The sequence below is a fragment of the Vibrio sp. DNB22_10_4 genome (assembly GCF_052879755.1).
In genome coordinates this window covers 354,822-372,807 of the sequence record NZ_JBNNXW010000001.1, presented here as the reverse complement: position 1 = coordinate 372,807, position 17,986 = coordinate 354,822, and the positions used below count along the sequence as shown (strand labels likewise).

Below are 17,986 nucleotides of genomic sequence, written 5' to 3'. Positions count from 1 at the left end.
TTGATTAACCCATCAATCTAGTCCAGTCTCTAAATCAGAGATTGGACTTTGCGTTTATATTCTCGAAATCTATTCCAAGCTTCACAAACTAAGTTTACTATATCGTTATGACTTTCAGAACACCGATTTAGTAACTGATATTGACGTAGCTATTACCATCGGTTCCATGCTTTTTTCTTTCTATTCTCCCTCACCATATACCTTAGGTTCAGTGGCATTAATAGTTAGGCGCTTAGTTGCGCCTCTTTAAGAGATTTGAAGCAGACTTCGCTCCCCTTAGTGCGGCGACTTATGCAGGTATATAGAAGGACAAACCATGGAACGTTTACCAATATAAAGCCTTGTAGCACCCTTAAGGGCAAAGGAAAGACACGCTTTACCATGAGAGCCGTTGTAATCGCTAGGTCACTTAATAGTGTGGTCTACCATACTTTCTTGTTTACGCTGTTTTCATTAAGCAATCTCCTATTCGTCAAACCTGTGTATCAATAAACATCGGTTGAGCTTTTGCACCGTCGTCAGTTGATAGCTGTGTAGTATTTCTTTGGAGCTTGAGACCGTCCCACCAAAAACATCGCATGAAATATTTCACTATTTCACATATATTTCATTTGGTGACTCGTATCACTGTATCTCAAGCCGTTATCAGGAATAATCTGAAAAGTGATAACTTTTCAATTGGCCTCCGTGCCTTTCTAGCTTGATATGGAGATTATTAGAACGAATGAAAACGCTAAAAATAATTGGTACCGCAGCACTATCTCTTGCACTCGCAGGATGCGGGAATGAAACTCCGCCCCTGAAAACCCCAGAGTGGTGTAACTCGCAAGGACAATGCGAGATGATCTACCTTTACCATACTGAGGAAGTTCCAACCTATGGTATGGATTGGTGGGAATGGGGGTCTGGAAGTGAGTATGCCTCATCAAATGGCGTAGTCACGATTACTCCAGGCGCTGTGAATTCTGCATTGGTGTTTAACCCAAATAGCGGGGGAACTATCGATGCCAGCTTAGTTAACACTTTTAAGTTCACGGTTAAAGGCAGCACCGTAGGCGCAATCAGAGTACCTGTCAAAACGGATATAGACAGTGAATCGGTAGAAATAGCTACTGACATCTCTGAGGGTACAAGCCTGGGTAATGGCTGGGTGGAAATGATAGTGCCAATCCCAAGTTATGCCAATTTGAAAAACGTCGGCTTTATTATTCCAGGAGCAGGGGAAGTTCAGGTTAAAGATATCTATCTAGCTAAAGATGACAACATTGATGACAGTACGCCAGAGCCAACAGATGGTACCTTTGTTCTGATCTCTGATGTTGATAACGAGTCAGATATTGAGTTTGACCAGAATGGCCAAGATACCACTATTAGCACGATGGGCACCTGCACTGATATAAGCCTCAATATACAGCATAACGGTCAAAATGCTTGGAGCATTACAAAAGAACCTACGGATGAGAACGGTGATGATGTCATTGATGGGAACGATCCTAGTAACTGGGGAGCAGCTTTGGGGTTCATGGATGGTATTAATCAAGACCTAAGCAAATATGAATACCTAGACATCGCAATTGCAGCTGACAGTGTATTTAAGAGCTATACCATAGGACTAAGCTCGGATGGCGTAGAAAGTGAAATTGTTCTACCAATTGATAAGAGTTCTCCCGAATGGCAGTCTGTGCGCTTAGATCTGGACAAGCTAGGACTCAACAATAAGAGTATTGATTATGTCTCAGTGTTCGCAGATGCTGATTATGATGTTGGTGGTACCTTTTATGTATCCGATTACAAGTTTGTGAAATTGGGTGAACGTGAATACGATTCAAACACGGAAGATGAGTTTGTGTTTAAGCACAGCGAATTGGACTCTAACCTGATTGAAGATAACGACGACTTCGATAATACAGGTAACATTACCTTTAGTGATCTGGGTACAGGCACAGTGCTTGGTGATGTGACTTATCTAAGCAAAGAGGCGTGGAGCCTAACGGCTGCCAATGCTGGCGATGCTGTTCTGGCATTGCAAGGTGATATCTCTGATGGGTCTACTATCGATCCGTACAAGGTCGATCTATCTCAATATACTCATTTAGCCCTAGATGTGTCTTCATCAGGTAGTTTCTCCAAATACGCTGTATCTATTAAAGCGCGAGGTACCGGAAACGCTGAGATAGAGCATGAGGTAGAATTCTCACTAGCTAAAGCAAACGAATGGAATACTATTGTCATCAACCTAGATCAGTATGGTGTGAACCTCTCCAATGTCATTCAGGTAAAGGTCTCTGGTGTTACTAATCAAGATGGGGATAACATCCTGTATGTAACAGACTTTTACGCCTATGATACAGGTTACCACCCTACAAAAGGCAAGGACTATGATGATGCTTTTGTCTTTATCGATGCTAACCAGCAATCAGCATGGGATGGTTCAGATGTCATTATTGATAATGCAGACCACCTTAATGACGGTAATGCGACCATTAGTAATTGGGGTTCGGGTACTAAGTTTGATACGAATGCTAGTTATCTGAATAAGGGCGCAGTGTCGTTGACTAAGAATGGATGGGGGACTGTTTTAGCCTTTAGTGGGGACATCTACGGTGAAATCCAGACATTTGATTTCGATACAGATGTGTATAACAAGCTGCAAATATCTTTAGCAACCGACAATTCAGCTTTTAACAGCGCGAGGGTTAGATTCGTTACTAAACAGGGTGATTTGGAGCACAACGTTACTCTAAGTGGCTTAGATACGAACTGGCAAGACTTCACTATCAAACTAAATGAGTTACCGATAAAGGCTAAAGATATTTATAAAATTGCAGTAATGGGGGACGGTGGCTCTAACGGGGACGTACTATATGTGACTGACCTAAAGGTTTCGAAATAATCAGCTCCCAATAAGTAATAAATTTGTAAAGTTAGAGATTAAGCGGCTGAAAAAGCTCAGCCGCCTATATTCTTGAAGCTTATCAAGGGGCAATGAAGACTAAGCTCCGAAGTACTAGCCCTATACGATTAAGTCGCTTTAACAGTTTCGTTAAAAATCATAGCAGACAGCTTGAAGTCTAAACTTTTTTCATACGAATTCTATTAATTAACTCATCAATCTAGTTCTGCCACTCAAGCAAAGGTGCTGGACTCGCTTTTGCCTTCTCAAAAACTGTTCCAAGATTCTCATACTGACTTCACTATATCGTCATAGTTTTCAAAACACCGATTCGCTAACTTGTACTGGCGAGCCATTGCCAAACTTGCTCTGTCAGGTTTAAGGCTGGTGGATAGGGCGGGATATGGCTTATCGTCATGCTCTGAAAGTGATTGGATAAAGTGGACTCTAATTGTTGCTGTTGAACGACTCTAGGTCGAGCTCCTTTTTCAGTCCAAGTCTAGTTTGCAGTGTTACGTTAACTAAATCTAACTTCGTCTTGAAACCAAAAGAGCATTTCTTGTAAGTAGATATAGCGAGAGATACTAAGGGTCGTTTCTACTTGGAGTTCATTAAAAAGGTTCTTGGACTTTTATCGATTGATACATACTGAGACAATTGACTTTAAGAAATGAAGCTATTTCGATTCGGTTTTACCTTTGGTGAAACAAGATACTGGGGGTTTAGTGCTAACCTTGCGCTAAACGTTATGCTGATACACTTTGATAAGTCTGAATTAATACAAACTCCTCTCAGAGTCCATATGAGGTCACAAGTTTAATGGGGTTGGTATTACGCCTCTTGCGCCTTGGTTGTACGAGTTGAATATTTTCACCAGCTCTTTGGGACACTGCGACATCTTCAGCTTAGCCAATTTATGCAAGTATACTGAGGACTCACTAATGTGACGTTTGCCAACCCAAAAATAGAGCCAATAATGCCATTTAGTTCCCTTAAGGGTAGGAAAAGATGCGCTTTACCTTAAGAGCCGTTGTGAACGCTAGGCTACTTGATAGTGTGTTACACCATATTTTCTATGTCTAGGCTGTTTTCATCAAGCAATCTCCCTTCGTCAATTCAGAGCATAAGTAAACATCAGTTTAGTAAAACTTATGTACTGTCGTCAGTTAATAGCTCTGTAGCACCCATAGAAAACCACCACGCCAGTGAAATATTTCCTATATTTGCAATATCTCAACTTGGTGACTCGCATCACTGTAACTTAAGCGGTTATCCGTAATAATGTCAAAAGCGATAACTTTACAAAGGACTCCGTGCCTTTTTAGCTTAATATGGAGATGATTAAAACCAATGAATGCACTAAAAATACTTGCTACTTCAGCACTTACGCTAGCAATTGTAGGCTGCAGTACTTACACACCAACAAGTGCCCAACATAATCCTGTAAAATCCCAGAGTTCGAGCAACTTGCAAGTACAAGGCGACACTGTCTACCTTTACCATGCTAAGGAAAAATCAACATTTGCGATGAAATGGTGGGAATGGGGGACTGGTAGTAAGTATGACACATCGGATGATAAGGTAATCAGCATTACTCCAGGAAGTGGCTGGGGAGGCCATACCTCCGCGCTGGTGTTTGCCAGTACGGACAAGTCAAACAACCTAGTCCCTGTTGATGCCAGTATGGTTGATACCTTTAAGTTCAAAGTTAAAGGTAACACTGTTAGCGCAATGAAAGTACATGTTAAAACCGACAAATCCAGCGAACAGATAAGGATTTCTACGCACACTTCGAAAGGCAAAGACCTTGGTAATGGCTGGGTACAGATGGCAGTGATGATCCCTAGCTATTCAAATTTAACACAGGTAGGTTTTTCTATCCCTGGCTCAGATGTAGTTCAGGTTAAGGATATTTACCTAGTTAACGCTGATAGCTAAGTATGATGCTGTTTAAGGCTGACAAACTGCTATCCGTATAGATCACAATCGTGATTGTAGGTAAATAACCAATATGCAGCCTAATTACAGTTAAAGCGTAATTTATCAGATAACAGATTAGAGTCTAACCTCATGGTTAGACTCTTTTTTTAGTATCGAATTAATGATCTACTACCAACAATCTTTCCCTCTTACCTACACCAATAGAGGATTGGACTCCCCTTTTCGCTGACCGTAGGCTAGATAATTCTTAATTTGCAACATAGAACTGAAGTCAGACACGAAGACACTATCGTTGATATAGACTTAGCAAATAAAGTAATCCAAGTTTGTATTTATACAAACTAAAATGCACGTTCCACCACATAAATAACACCGAATGAACTGACTTATGGTCAGCTAGTTCTACCTGAAGAAATTGCCACCATCTATGGCCATAGTGTATTTTGATTCAGCAAAGGAGCCATGACATCGACAACCAATTAACGACATAGGTGCGCATTCCAAAGCAGTGAGTAAAACTATGTGCAAAGCGTATATAGATAGACGAAACCTGCCACTACTTAAATATTTCAGATCACAGATTAGACTCCGTCATAATCGCGCTAATTGCCCTTGTGGTGGTCAACTAAAATTAGACAAAACCTCGAAGGTTCATGATACAGAAAGTCTATAAATCGCACATTAAAAAAGGTATCCCCTAAGGAATACCTTCTAGTTAAATACTAATTATTACTTCGCTTGGAATGTAAGTGTAGCAGCTTCACTCTTATTACCTGCAAAATCGAAAGCATAAATTTCGACATTATATTTTGTATCTGCTTTCAAACAATTCAACACTGTAGATACTCTATTGGAATCACTGACCATTTTTCCATCTAAGTATACTTCATATTTCTCAATCGCAAAGTTATCAACACTAGGTCTCCAAGAAATCACATGATGTTCTTGTTCTAGCTTATTATATTCAAGCTCTTGTGGTGCGTCTGGGGCGATATCATCATCCATCTTATCTATGTGCATATCCCAAATACGAACATAGTCTACAACCATCTGAGAATAATCTTCTATTTGGATGTCTTCACCTCCCCACCATCCGCCAACTGCTACGTTTAATAAAACATACATTTTCTGGTCAAACGGCCATGCTTCCCAATTATTCTGTTGCTCTGCCTTTGTATAATTGATCGTTTGATATAGCTCATCATCGACAAAGAACTTCAAGCTTCTTGGAGTCCACTCAAGAGCATATTCATGGAATTTAGTTACGTCATCTACATCATATGTCTCACCCTTTTGTGTCCCTGTCATATGATTGTAAGCTTCAGTATGAATGGTGCCCTTAATAGATTTAGGGTACTTATTATATGCATACTCCATGATATCTATTTCGCCACTCTTTGGCCAACCACCGTAAACTTCCTCAGTACCTTTCATCCAAATAGCTGACCATGGACCTAAATTGTTAGGTAGACTTGCTTTAACCTCTATTCGGCCGTACAGGAAATCACCTTTATATCTAGATTTTAGTCTAGCTGAAGTATATGGATGGGAAGGGACAGTATCATCTGGCATAGCTCTTATGTGAAGCTTACCATTAGCTACTTCCGCATTTTTTATTGAATCAGTGTATGTCTGGACTTCTCTATTGTGAGGCCAAGGCCCTAAGTCATAACTCCATTTATTTGGGTCTGGTTTACCTTCGTAGTTAAACTCATCACTCCAAATCAAATTACCCTTCACCTCATCAAATACAGATTGGTCTGTTAAATTTGCTTCCTTAGCATTAACACTAAGACTAGTTAACATCATACTCATTACAATCGTTAACGATACAGTTTTGATCAAAGTCTCATCCTCTTAATAAAAATAGCAAACAATAATATCTCAGTTAATATAAAAATATTGCATGCAAGGTAAAAGTCACCACATGGTGAAAATTAAAAAATATTAAATTTATAAAGTTGAAATGAACGAAGTAGTGATTAACAACTTTAGTACGTAAAAACTCACACTAAAATAGACAAATAAAAAGACAGCTATTAAATAGCAATTCAAGTTACCGACTAACTTCATACATCAATCGAACAGTTACATGATACATTTCGGGCCGGAGAATTAGTATAATCCGACCCAATAACTCATTAATTATTGAATAAATGACATCTTGTAAAGTGGCTTGGTGCAACTTCTACAGGTTCTGGTAAATACTCCCTGCATGCTTGTTTAGTATGAGGACACCGAGCTGCGTATGGGCAGCCTTTTTTATCTGGTGACCACATAGGTGTTTCCATCGAACGATGCGTTGGCAATTTTTCATGGATACTACGACTAGGATCAGGTACGGCAGCCAATAATAATTTGGTATAAGGGTGTTGTGGGTTTTGAGTAATCTCTTCAGTCGCTCCCCACTCTACCATATGCCCACAATAAAGAACTACAGTATCTTCTGCAAAATACCTTGCAGTAGCGATATCATGAGTGATGTACATAAACGCTTTACCCATCTCTGTTTTCATCTTATTCATAAGGTTTAGTACACCAATTCGAATAGAAACATCAAGCATGGACGTTGGTTCATCAGCTAATATTACATCTGCACCAATAGCCAAAGTTTTAGCCAGAAAAACGCGTTGCCTTTGCCCTCCAGAAAGCTGGTGAGGAAACTTATCCAAAACCTCTTTAGCTGGGGTAAGGCCTACTTCGGTTAAAATTTCTACCATTTTCTCTTCAGCCTGTTTTCCAGGAACTAAATCATGATATATTTTTAACGGACGTAATAAGTGGTATCGAATCGTATGCAATGGGTTCAAAGAGCTAAATGGGTCTTGAAACACCATTTGTACATCTCGGCGATACTGTGCTAGTTCCTCGCCACCCTCTATATCATCAATATTTCTTCCATTATAGAAAATCGCACCCTCTGTAGCTTTATGAATCTTAGTTGCAATTTTAGCACTGGTACTTTTTCCGCAACCAGACTCACCAACTACCGCCAAGCAACGACCTTTTCTTAGTTGAAAATGTAATCCATTAACAGCGCGTAGATACTCTTTGGGGCCGAAAATTGATTTTCGCTTCTTTTGAAAATCAATCGTAAGATTTTTGGCTTCGAGCAGCACTGGGTGCCTAACTTCAAATTCGTTATCTATTACACCCATAATTATGCTTCCTCAGGAGTATTTTCTAATATAGGACTATGGCAAGCGACCCATCTATTTCCACCACACTTGATTAACTTAGGCTCTATCGAAGTGCATGTTGTAGTTGCTTTAAAACAACGCGGGGCGAAGCGGCAACCAGATGGGACATTTTTCAAGTCTAATGGTGTACCTGGAATTCCTTTCATTTCTTGAAGTTCACCATGTAAAGTAGGAAATGAATCCCCCAGACCATATGCGTATGGATGATTAGGATTACTAAGTATTTCCTTCGATGGCGCCAACTCAACGAGTTGTCCCGAGTACATAATACCAATGCGGTCACAAAGCTCGACCATCAAACTTAAGTCATGGGTAATAAATAAAATGGAAAACCCAAACCGTTCTTTTAACTCATAAACCTTTTGGAGAATTTCTCTTTGTACGACTACATCAAGCGCGGTTGTAGGCTCATCCATAATTAGTAGTTTTGGCCTCAATGCCAAAGCCATAGCAATAACAACACGCTGACGCATGCCACCAGAGAACTGATGAGGGTAGTCATACAAGCGTTCGGTAGGAATATCAACAATTCTCAAAAGCTCTTTTGCCTTCTCTACTGATTCCTCCCGACTTTCTACCATGCCATGAGCATCAAAAATATCCCAGAATTGGTATTCAATTGTTTTTACGGGATTAAGGCAGTTCATAGCGCTTTGAAACACCATAGAGCTATCTTTCCATCGAAAGTCTCGTAGCTCCTCTTCATCCATTTTCAGTACATCTTGCCCATTGAATAAAATCTCCCCCTTAGATATCAGTGCAGGTGGACGATGTAAACGCATAAGAGAAAACGCTATTGTAGACTTACCACATCCGGATTCGCCAGCTAGACCCAATATTTCACCTTCGTTGATGTCAAAACTTACATCATTAACCGCTCGTACTCGGCCATCAAAAGTAACGTAATCTACACACAGGTTTTTTACTTCAACTAATTTTGTCATTGTACTTGCCCTGCTGCTTGAGGTGTTTTATTAAAGCTTTTTTTTGCTAATTTCTCTGCCTTCCTCTCTTCTCGACGGAATCGTTTCATAATACGCTGTGCTTTTAATTTCGGGTTTGAAATTTCATCAATAGAGAAATTTATTAGAGCCAAACCGATGGCTACGGTAGCTAATCCAACACTTGGTCCCAAGATTTCCCACCAAGCGCCAACTCGAATGGCAGAAGTTTGACTAGCGTTATACAACATCCCGCCCCAAGTAACGCTCAGGGGATCTCCAAGTCCAATATATTCAAGCGTTGCCTGGGTCATAATTGCGTAAATAACTGTACCAATAAAACTTGACGCCAAAATAGACATCATATTGGGCATTATTTCAGAAAAGAGCATCCTTTTTTTGGTTTCACCCATAACTTCCGCCGCATGTACAAATTCTCTGTTACGCAATGCTAAGGTCTGGGAACGTAATACTCGAGCTCCCCATGGCCATGAAGTGGCTCCTATGATAACAGCAATAACTAGCGGAGATACCTGATTCAAGAATGCAGCCAAAACTAACATTAAAGGTAAGCTTGGAATAACCATAACTAGGTTGGTTAACAGTGATAATACATTATCAACGACCCCGCCAAAATAACCAGAAGAGATGCCAACTATCATTGCCATTACAATAACAAAAGTACCAGCAACAAAACCTACCATCAGCGATACACGACCTCCATACAGTACTTGAGACCAAACATCACGCCCCATTCGCGTAGTTCCCAAGATATTTTCCATGTTAGGAGCCTGATGTGGACGCCCAACTCGAGCTGTAGACGCATATTCCGTAAGAAACGGAGCAAAAGCACATAATAGGCAAACTATTACTACCAGTGAAATACCAACAAAGGCTTTCGGGTTATCGAAGAAAAATTGTTTAAGATTTTTTAGACTATTCATTTTTTTTTCCGACGTTATTAATCTAATTCTGTACGAAGACGAGGATCTAGCACGAACAACAAGCAATCAGCAACGAAATTCGCGCCCAACACCATGGCGGTCATAATAAGTAAGTAACCCTGAACAAGCGGATAATCACGAGCCAAGATTGCTTGGAACATGACTTGACCAAGACCTGGATAGTTAAAGATAATCTCAATGATCAAAGAACCACCAAAAATTCCGCCAACTGACATAGCAAAACTCGTAATCATAGGTAACACCGCATTACGAGCACCGTATTGCAACATTACCTTTTGGTCTTTAACGCCTTTGGCCCACCCCATTACGATAAAGTCTTCACCAAGTTGGTTTATCATGTTTGAACGCATTCCCATCACGTTACCCATTCCAAGTGCCACCATACAAATCAGAGGTAACGATAGGTGATACAGCACACTACTGATAAATGGCCACGTCAAACCAGGATCAAGTTGAGGATCATACGCATAAGCAGTTGGGAACCATTCTAAGCCTGACGCGAATACAAAATACATGACTACTGCCATAACCACCGAAGGGGTAGACGATATTACAACTGAACCGACAGTAATCACCGAGTCAGCCCAAGAGCCACGCTTCCAAGCAACATAAATACCCAGTAAAGTCGTAATCGTATAGGACAGTACTAAGTAGCAACCTACCAAAAGTAGTGTCCACAGCATTCCTCGCGCCAGAACATCAAATACCGGTTGGAAAAATCGAGTTGATGTCCCCCACTCGCCTTGCATTATCGATTGAACATAACTCAAAAATTGCTCAAACAATGGTGTATTGGTGGAGTAGCCGTAAAGCACCTCTAAAGATGCAATCGTCTCTGGACTTATTTGTCCTCCGCTTTGTGCAAGCCTTGCCAGAAATGATTGGATTGGGTCACCCGGCATCATGCGTGGTAAAAAGAAGTTAATTGTTACGGCGGCTAGAAAAGCCAACAAATAGAAGCCAAATCGGCTAACAATATATTTCATAGAAGCCTCGGAGTTTCGAGGGGGCATATCTTCCCCCCTCTACTCTGCTTAGTTTAAAAATGTATTAAGTTCTAGGTTTGATGTGCAACACGTGAAGTAATCGGTTTTGACTATATGGTCCAGGGTGTGCCACTGGGTTGTCTTCATTAAAGAACCCGGTAAATCGGCTATTATTATAGGAATACCAAACAGCATTATAATAGAGCGGTATTTGAACAACATTTTCTGAAAAGTGTTGTTCAATTTTACCAACAAGAGCTTTTTGCTTAGTTTTATCTAAAGTAACACCTAGCTCTTCGATTGTGTTGTCAAGCTCTTGGTTTACATAATTGGTCATACTGGTTGACCACCACTGAGGACCTTTAGCATTGCGGGAGTGCATAGTGTAGTCATAAAACTTCCATGGAGAAGTTGCCATGCTGCCTGCACCAAAGGTGGCGTCAAAATTACCGCCGGTCCAGTTTTTAGCATATGCTGATACTTCTGGGGTAATGATATTCGCCTTGATACCAATCGCTCTCAAACCCTCTACAGCAATTGTCGCGTTATTAACCATCGGGGACCAACCACTAGGTACTTGAATCATGAATTCAAAACTGGAGCCGTCAGGGTTTTCTACATAGCCATCACCATTGGAATCCATAAAGCCACCTTCAACTAACAAAGCTTTCGCCTTTTCAAGGTTATACTGGTCATACTTAGACCACGCTTTATCGGCTTTGGTGTCGCGCCATGCGCCTAAAGCACTTGGAAGGTTCGTTGCAGAATTTCCTAATTCAACGTAACCATAAGCACCTAATTCCCTCATAGCCTCACGGTCCATAGCCAAGCTAAATGCTTTTCTAAAATTCAGATTATTAAACGCTTTTCGCGCGCCGTCATTTTTTGTCTGAAAATTCAGAGTGATCCGTACACCATCACCCGAAGGGAACCAATAGTGATTACCTTCGGCCGCTTTTACATACAAACGGTCGATGTCAGGAACAAATATATTATGCCAATCAGTTTGGCCTTTAGACATCATTTCTAACGCTGCATCATTAGAGGATACTTGTGGAAACTCAATACAGTTTAACGCTAGTTCTTCGTTCCAGTAGTGCTCATTTCGACACTGCACATACACCTGAGGGGTAAAGCGTGAAATTTCGGTAAACGGTCCTGTACCTATTGGCTGTTTGACAATTTCTTGTTCTGGTTTATCGACCAAAGACCAAATATGTTTCGGAATAATTTTAGTCTTTAGAATGTTAAGGTATGAAAAAGCATTCTTTTCTTTTAAGTGAAATTTTACAGATTCACTTTCAACCAACTCCACTTTATCTACTAATGCACCAACGCCGGTTATATCGATAGAAGGGTTTTCTTTAATATAATTAAACGTAAAGACCACATCTTCAGCAGTAAAAGATTTTCCATCTGACCACTTGACCCCACTACGAATGTCTATAGTCAGAGTTTTAAGATCCTCACTTATTTTGTATTTGGTTGAAAGCCAAGGATACTCTTTTGTTGCATCAAGCTCGTTAAAAATAAATAACGGCTCATATGCATACGCGGAAGAAGCCAAGCCACCCAACCAAGGGTTGAAATTATTAGTCCAAGACGTCGCTTGTTCATCAATTATTCTGAGATTTGGGACGTCTGACTCAGATGCTACTGTTTGCAGTGCAAACGCACTAAAAGCTAAAGCCATCAATGTTTTTTTCATTTGGGACCTTTTATAAATTAAGTTTTGTGTTGAACTCAATACCTGCTAGGTAATAATATTGGCCAGAGGACGATATGGCTATTAAGTAATATTCACATGCTCACATTTGAATAACAACCCTTCTAAAAACCAGACATTAGCAAGGTTGCTTTACGTCCTAAACAAAGCTCATTAAATAATATTTAGTTCAGACTAATTGCAATATTAAATTAAACTTCAAGACTGGATCTAACCCTAATAATACAAGTTCGAAATCGAAATTAACAAATAATATAAGATATTATAAAACATGGTGATACAATATTAATTCCAGAAAAAATCCTTGTGGCCAAGTGACCGCATAACAGCTTCAAAATAATAGTAATCACCATAAGGCAACATACCATCAGCATAGAACCTTGTGGAAGTACCTTTCATTTGATTTACAAACGAAGCACCACCAGATAGCAGCCCTTCAGCATGCTCGATAGAAGTTAAATCGTGCTGCCTACGAAGGGCAAACAACATCATCTCCGCATACTCTTTATATTTATTAGACTTTCCTAATTCACCTGCTTTCTTAAATACGTCCGCCAAAATATATAGCCCGGCAGAGGTTACAGAGCCAGCTGATGTATCTTTGAACTGAGGTTCTTCTTTAGGTAGTAGATAATCCCACACCGGTATCATATCTTCTGTAATATGCTCAATAACGTAGTCCATTAATTTTGCACTGATTTCAGCGTACTTGAGTTCACCTGTAACTTCAGCTAAATGAGCGAAACCATGGATAGCCCATGCTTGACCACGGCTCCAACATGATTCATCTGCATATCCTTGAACGGTCTTCCCGCCTCTAGGTTGATTAGTGTGTGGATCAAAATCAAAAGAATGATAAGTGCTAAAGTCATCTCTAACGATATATTTTAATGTAGTATCAGCCTGCTGCAGGGCTGCTTCTTTATATGATTCGATGCAAGTTTCACTATATGCCCAAAGCAACAAACCTAAGTTTTGCATACAATCAACAATAATTTTTCCTTGCACAACTTCAGCTTGGTTAGGATTATTTGGCCTAGCATTCCATGCAGGTAAGTAACGGCCATTCCAATTAAATCTATTACGCAATGCATCAGCAGCACGCAATGCCTGCTGTTTCGCTGACTGAGAGCCTGTCAATTTATAATCTGCTACTGCAGTTAAGCTGTATAAGAACCCCATATCATGGTCAATCCATAGAGGGGTCGCTAATATTTTATCCATGTGAGCAGAGCGCATTCGTGCACTGTTCTTAAACTTACTTTCGCCCGTTAGACTATAAGCGAGCCAAAGCTGTCCAGTCCAAAATGAATCTGTCCAATAGTACTCGCCGGGGTAATGCCAATCGTAATCTGGAGCACCATTACCAATCATTGGGTTGCGACTACCAATTCGTGAAATATTTCGCTCAATTGAGTTCAAAATATCTTGTTGAATATTAATCAATTCTTGCTTTCGGGCCATGTTATCCTCGATGAGAGCTGAAACTTAAGAACTTGTGATATTATTGCTGATAATCACCTCATATACAGTGACACGTGTCACCATTCTGAAATTTCACGTATAAAGAAATATTTCACAAGAATCACTACGATGCCATTAGCTGACCCAAGTTCAATACCCACAGATCAGCTAAGGTTCACTCAGGTTTTGGATCGAAGAAGAAGCAATAACAGACTAGAAGAAAACTAAACAAAATGAACACGGTAGACCACAGCTATTTACTTATCTAGCGGTCTCAATGGCTTTCTTGGTAAAGCCGCATGCCACTGGATTCACATTACACGGTGAGGGTAAGTGAAAACGCATGGAACAGATGATAAGCGTTGAGTTCGGCTTAAACTTCACCCAGCAGTTGATGCTCATTCCCATAGAATTGATGAGCTGTTTGACACTTTCAGGAGTCACAGGTGTGAAAGCAATTTAAACAAACACGACGTTCAATCAAACAGATCTCGGGAAATAAAGCCAACAATGCTATAGAATGCGACTAGATAATTGGGGTATAGCAATTGATAACTCTAATTCCTCCTCTTCTTGAGGGAGCAGTTTTTTAGGATGTGATCAGCCATGTAACCTAGCGATTGACTGCCAAACGCTATATGGATCGAGCAAAAAGTAGAAACAGAAGTCTGATTATAATAGGTGTTACTTGTCCAAGATTGCTATCCATCGCGTAAAGCTATTGGGCTCGCAACAAACACTACATGGTTATATGCACAAATTGAAGAGGCCAAGTCAATGATCAAAGCAGTCAATAAATAATCAGGGAAAGCTATCCGAAAACTCACTATATCGTTAAAAACCACAACAATTTAACTATCACCCGCTGTATGATTAAGCTCAGTTACAAAGCCTCGATCGGAATCAACAACTCTAGGGTTAGTAGTTAAGTTCAAACTACGGTATGCATTATTTAGAAATACATACCGTAATCGTTTAGTTTATGAAATTACCACCATACTACAGTTTGTATGCCTACTAAGTACTCAGGCTCATCTCTGTTTGTACCATCAAGATAGGTTGCCAAAAAACGTATCTCAGGCGCAATTGATCCAACACCACTATGTACTGTGATAGTAGGCGCTACCGCAAATTTCCAAGTATGACTATCACTAGTGGATCCTGATTCTTGCTTTCTATATCCATATTGGTAACCAAGTTCTGTGAGAACTTTAAAATTATTCACAACTGGGAATGATGGACGAATCGTTGCCGATGCCCATAAATCCTCACCTCGCTTTTCTAGATTATTATATTGAGCTTGGAATGAATGCTGGATTCCAATCCCATTATCAAAACTATATGATCCTGCGACGATTCCGCGTGTAGAAGTATCTCCAGAGTCAACCATCTTCATTTTATCTGGGCCTGCTATAGCCCCAAAACCCGGTTTCCAAGCATTATAAGTCGTGATCGTACCACCTAATAATTGTCCAGAACCTAAACCTTTACCAGTTTGAATGACGTATTGTGTTTTTCCTTTTTCAGTTAACCCAAAAACCGAATTTATCCTGTAGATAGCTGTAACATCAAATCCAGAATTAGCGTACGCTTTAATTGTACCTTCACCATCTTCTCCATCAACATCAACCCAGTTATTCGGTAAAAACTTCGCGTTTGCGTGAAATTCTAAAGAGCCAAAAACAGCTCCAATGTGACCCATATGCATCGGGTTATTTAGGTTGGAACCGTCACCAAAATGATTACCTTGTGCGTTGTCGCTCGCAATATAAGCAAAGTCCCATGTATTCCTACCTAATTCTATACCTTCAATACCTGCGCCAAGACCGCTCATGTCAGTGTAGAAAAAGTCCGTAATAGGAACTAGATTATGTTTACCATAATAACGCTTCCCTCCCCAAACAGTCCCTGTATCTGATATTCCATCAAGCTCAACATATGTCTCAATCAAACCAATTCCACCATTGGAAGCATCTGCATTTGTACCTAATTGATGACTTTTAGATGCATAGTTGTCAGACCCAAAACGTGTCTTAATCCTTATTTCATTTCCATTATTTTGAAAGTTTTTTTGTAAGGCCAATTTATAATCATTATCTGTCTCTATACCCAAAGTACCCAGCTTTTCCTTGGTTCCTGGAAATGTAGAGCGCGTAAAGTCTTCTTGTACATCATAAAATGCACCGACTCTAAAATAACCATGAAATTCAAAGCCCTCACTTTTCGTACTTGCGGAAACGTTTGTACTAATAATGCTTAACACTGCTAAGGAGCAGATAGATGAAGATTTTATAAAACTCACAATGAAACCCTTTCAATTAATCCAATTATCTACATAAAACATACTTAAAAAACCTAAAGACCAGGCAATAACATCGAAAACAAGTAATATATGATTAAAATGACCTCATACGAAAAATTGGTTTAGACAAACCCAGTAATTTAGATAGCTATGTGTTGGGAACGATTACTGTTACGCCATAATGCCCAGTTGAACAGAACACCTCCGCTCAGAAGTCAAACATAATTCTCTATGACGTTTTCACTGATACCTACACTACTTAAAAAATAATGTAGCAACCAACAAAGTTTCCTTCTCAGTAAGACTTAGTTAGCCAAATTAAAGTTAGCCTTGTGGTTCAGTGATTGTATTGTTAACTTAACCAAAACATCTGAAATACTTTACTTTGTTTGAATGCTATTTATAAAACGCATTTTATCGTTATAAAAACCTTTGGTTTCGATCTCACTGTCTGGTAAAATTCGCAACGACTATGGCATAAGATTCAAACATACCAACGTTTAGGATTTTCCGATGTCACTTACTATTCGTTATCTCACATAATAGATAGTATGGGACAGATTTAATATTGAATATTGAATTCATCAATCCAAACGTCCCCACAGACATTTACACACGACTAAACCATTAGTTTTCATTGACCAAAGAGTAAAACCCTCAATCGTCATGAAAATATAAGATCCAAACTTTTCAATTAAATAGGGATTAAGTCAAATATGAAAGAACATAAGACTCAAAAACTTAGATTGTTGTCGTAACTATTCAGATGTAACTTGATCTAAAATCTCGGCCATCAGGCACCCTAGTTACTAAATCCATTATACTAATGCAAATCATGACACCCTATATAGTCAAGATAGATTTCAATCATTGGTATACTCATAACTTTATATCTTGAGTTGATTATGCACTATCACCTATCCCACTACCGTGAGCAAGATCCAATATTGTGAAATAAATAATTTTTGTGAAATATCCCGCGCAACCCAAATCTGTGTCACTTCGTGTGGCGAAACAATTCAGGGCTGCTATTTTTTAAATCATCGCTAAGATACCGTGACTTGCTATGTTTAAAGAGCTTAGTGTGGTTCATAGCTCAAAGACGCTTCTGGTAAAGTTTCTTCTAATCGATTGTTTGATGATGCTACTAAACTCTGTAATTGCCAAGAGCCCACCCTTTTTGTATGTTTCATTAACGAGTTGATACGACTACATAGTTTATCACGTGCGTAAGGTCACATTCTCTTGTTAATAGACTTCAGTGAACACATACCACAAATTCAAACCGTAACTTCTCATAGAGCATACGACTTGAAAATAGAGGTTGTACTCCGTTAATACCATATCGAAAAAATCGGCTCTCTGAGAGGATGTCAAATCTGTAAACAGACTAGTGCAAGCCCTACATACCGAAAATCAGAGGAGCGGTGGCCTGAATCTGGTTACCACAATCGTTCAATGTGTTAGGGTGTAATGTCTCGATATAAAGGGTTAACCAGATGAAATTGAGCGTGAAATGTTACAACACTCAATTCGTTGAAATCATGTTAAATATTGGTGCTATGAAA

At 39.6% G+C, this 17,986-nt stretch carries 10 protein-coding genes and 1 pseudogene; 2 read left to right on the top strand and 9 right to left on the bottom strand.

Features of this window, described 5'->3' with window-relative positions; all coding sequences use genetic code 11:
• Window positions 1-142: 142 nt before the first annotated feature.
• Window positions 143-410 (bottom strand): annotated as a pseudogene (locus tag ACVA6Q_RS01450) (transposase); the annotation flags it as partial.
• 314 nt (window positions 411-724) lie between these two features.
• On the opposite strand from ACVA6Q_RS01450, the gene ACVA6Q_RS01445 reads away from it, so the two are divergent.
• Together ACVA6Q_RS01445 and ACVA6Q_RS01440 are read left to right on the top strand one after the other, a co-directional pair.
• Window positions 725-2,893: a hypothetical protein gene (locus tag ACVA6Q_RS01445; RefSeq protein WP_446646233.1), complete on the top strand. Its 2,169-nt coding sequence runs from the start codon at window positions 725-727 to the stop codon at window positions 2,891-2,893.
• A 1,350-nt stretch (window positions 2,894-4,243) separates the two neighbouring features.
• A complete protein-coding gene (locus ACVA6Q_RS01440; protein WP_446646232.1) occupies window positions 4,244-4,831 on the top strand; it encodes a hypothetical protein in 588 nt (195 codons plus the stop codon).
• Between the two features lie 732 nt (window positions 4,832-5,563).
• On the opposite strand, the gene ACVA6Q_RS01435 is transcribed toward ACVA6Q_RS01440, so the two are convergent.
• The 8 genes from ACVA6Q_RS01435 to ACVA6Q_RS01400 form a co-directional block, all read right to left on the bottom strand.
• Window positions 5,564-6,679 carry a family 16 glycosylhydrolase gene (locus ACVA6Q_RS01435; RefSeq protein ID WP_446646231.1) on the bottom strand — a complete coding sequence of 372 codons (1,116 nt, stop codon included), beginning with the start codon at window positions 6,677-6,679 and terminating at the stop codon, window positions 5,564-5,566.
• Window positions 6,680-6,975: 296 nt separating this feature from the next.
• Window positions 6,976-7,992, bottom strand: a complete 1,017-nt coding sequence (locus ACVA6Q_RS01430; RefSeq protein WP_446646230.1) for an ABC transporter ATP-binding protein — start codon at window positions 7,990-7,992, stop codon at window positions 6,976-6,978.
• A gap of 2 nt (window positions 7,993-7,994) precedes the next feature.
• Window positions 7,995-8,978, bottom strand: coding sequence for an ABC transporter ATP-binding protein (locus tag ACVA6Q_RS01425; RefSeq protein ID WP_446646229.1), 984 nt, complete (start codon window positions 8,976-8,978; stop codon window positions 7,995-7,997).
• Window positions 8,975-9,919 (bottom strand): ABC transporter permease, encoded by a 945-nt coding sequence (locus ACVA6Q_RS01420; protein ID WP_446646228.1) that lies wholly within the window; start codon window positions 9,917-9,919, stop codon window positions 8,975-8,977. The genes ACVA6Q_RS01425 and ACVA6Q_RS01420 overlap by 4 nt, the downstream gene beginning before the upstream one ends.
• A gap of 17 nt (window positions 9,920-9,936) precedes the next feature.
• Window positions 9,937-10,926: an ABC transporter permease gene (locus tag ACVA6Q_RS01415; RefSeq protein WP_446646227.1), complete on the bottom strand. Its 990-nt coding sequence runs from the start codon at window positions 10,924-10,926 to the stop codon at window positions 9,937-9,939.
• Window positions 10,927-10,990: 64 nt separating this feature from the next.
• Window positions 10,991-12,634, bottom strand: coding sequence for an ABC transporter substrate-binding protein (locus ACVA6Q_RS01410; protein ID WP_446646226.1), 1,644 nt, complete (start codon window positions 12,632-12,634; stop codon window positions 10,991-10,993).
• 303 nt (window positions 12,635-12,937) lie between these two features.
• Complete coding sequence (locus ACVA6Q_RS01405) at window positions 12,938-14,116, bottom strand: glycoside hydrolase family 88 protein (protein WP_446646225.1); 1,179 nt, start codon at window positions 14,114-14,116, stop codon at window positions 12,938-12,940.
• 988 nt (window positions 14,117-15,104) lie between these two features.
• Window positions 15,105-16,418, bottom strand: a complete 1,314-nt coding sequence (locus ACVA6Q_RS01400; protein ID WP_446646224.1) for a carbohydrate porin — start codon at window positions 16,416-16,418, stop codon at window positions 15,105-15,107.
• Window positions 16,419-17,986 lie beyond the last annotated feature (1,568 nt).

Coding starts and splice junctions, on each gene's coding strand:
- ACVA6Q_RS01405 (WP_446646225.1), bottom strand. CDS start 14,116: ATGGCCCGAAAGCAAGAATTGATTAATATTCAACAAGATATTTTGAAC.
- ACVA6Q_RS01440 (WP_446646232.1), top strand. CDS start 4,244: ATGAATGCACTAAAAATACTTGCTACTTCAGCACTTACGCTAGCAATT.
- ACVA6Q_RS01415 (WP_446646227.1), bottom strand. CDS start 10,926: ATGAAATATATTGTTAGCCGATTTGGCTTCTATTTGTTGGCTTTTCTA.
- ACVA6Q_RS01410 (WP_446646226.1), bottom strand. CDS start 12,634: ATGAAAAAAACATTGATGGCTTTAGCTTTTAGTGCGTTTGCACTGCAA.
- ACVA6Q_RS01445 (WP_446646233.1), top strand. CDS start 725: ATGAAAACGCTAAAAATAATTGGTACCGCAGCACTATCTCTTGCACTC.
- ACVA6Q_RS01430 (WP_446646230.1), bottom strand. CDS start 7,992: ATGGGTGTAATAGATAACGAATTTGAAGTTAGGCACCCAGTGCTGCTC.
- ACVA6Q_RS01420 (WP_446646228.1), bottom strand. CDS start 9,919: ATGAATAGTCTAAAAAATCTTAAACAATTTTTCTTCGATAACCCGAAA.
- ACVA6Q_RS01425 (WP_446646229.1), bottom strand. CDS start 8,978: ATGACAAAATTAGTTGAAGTAAAAAACCTGTGTGTAGATTACGTTACT.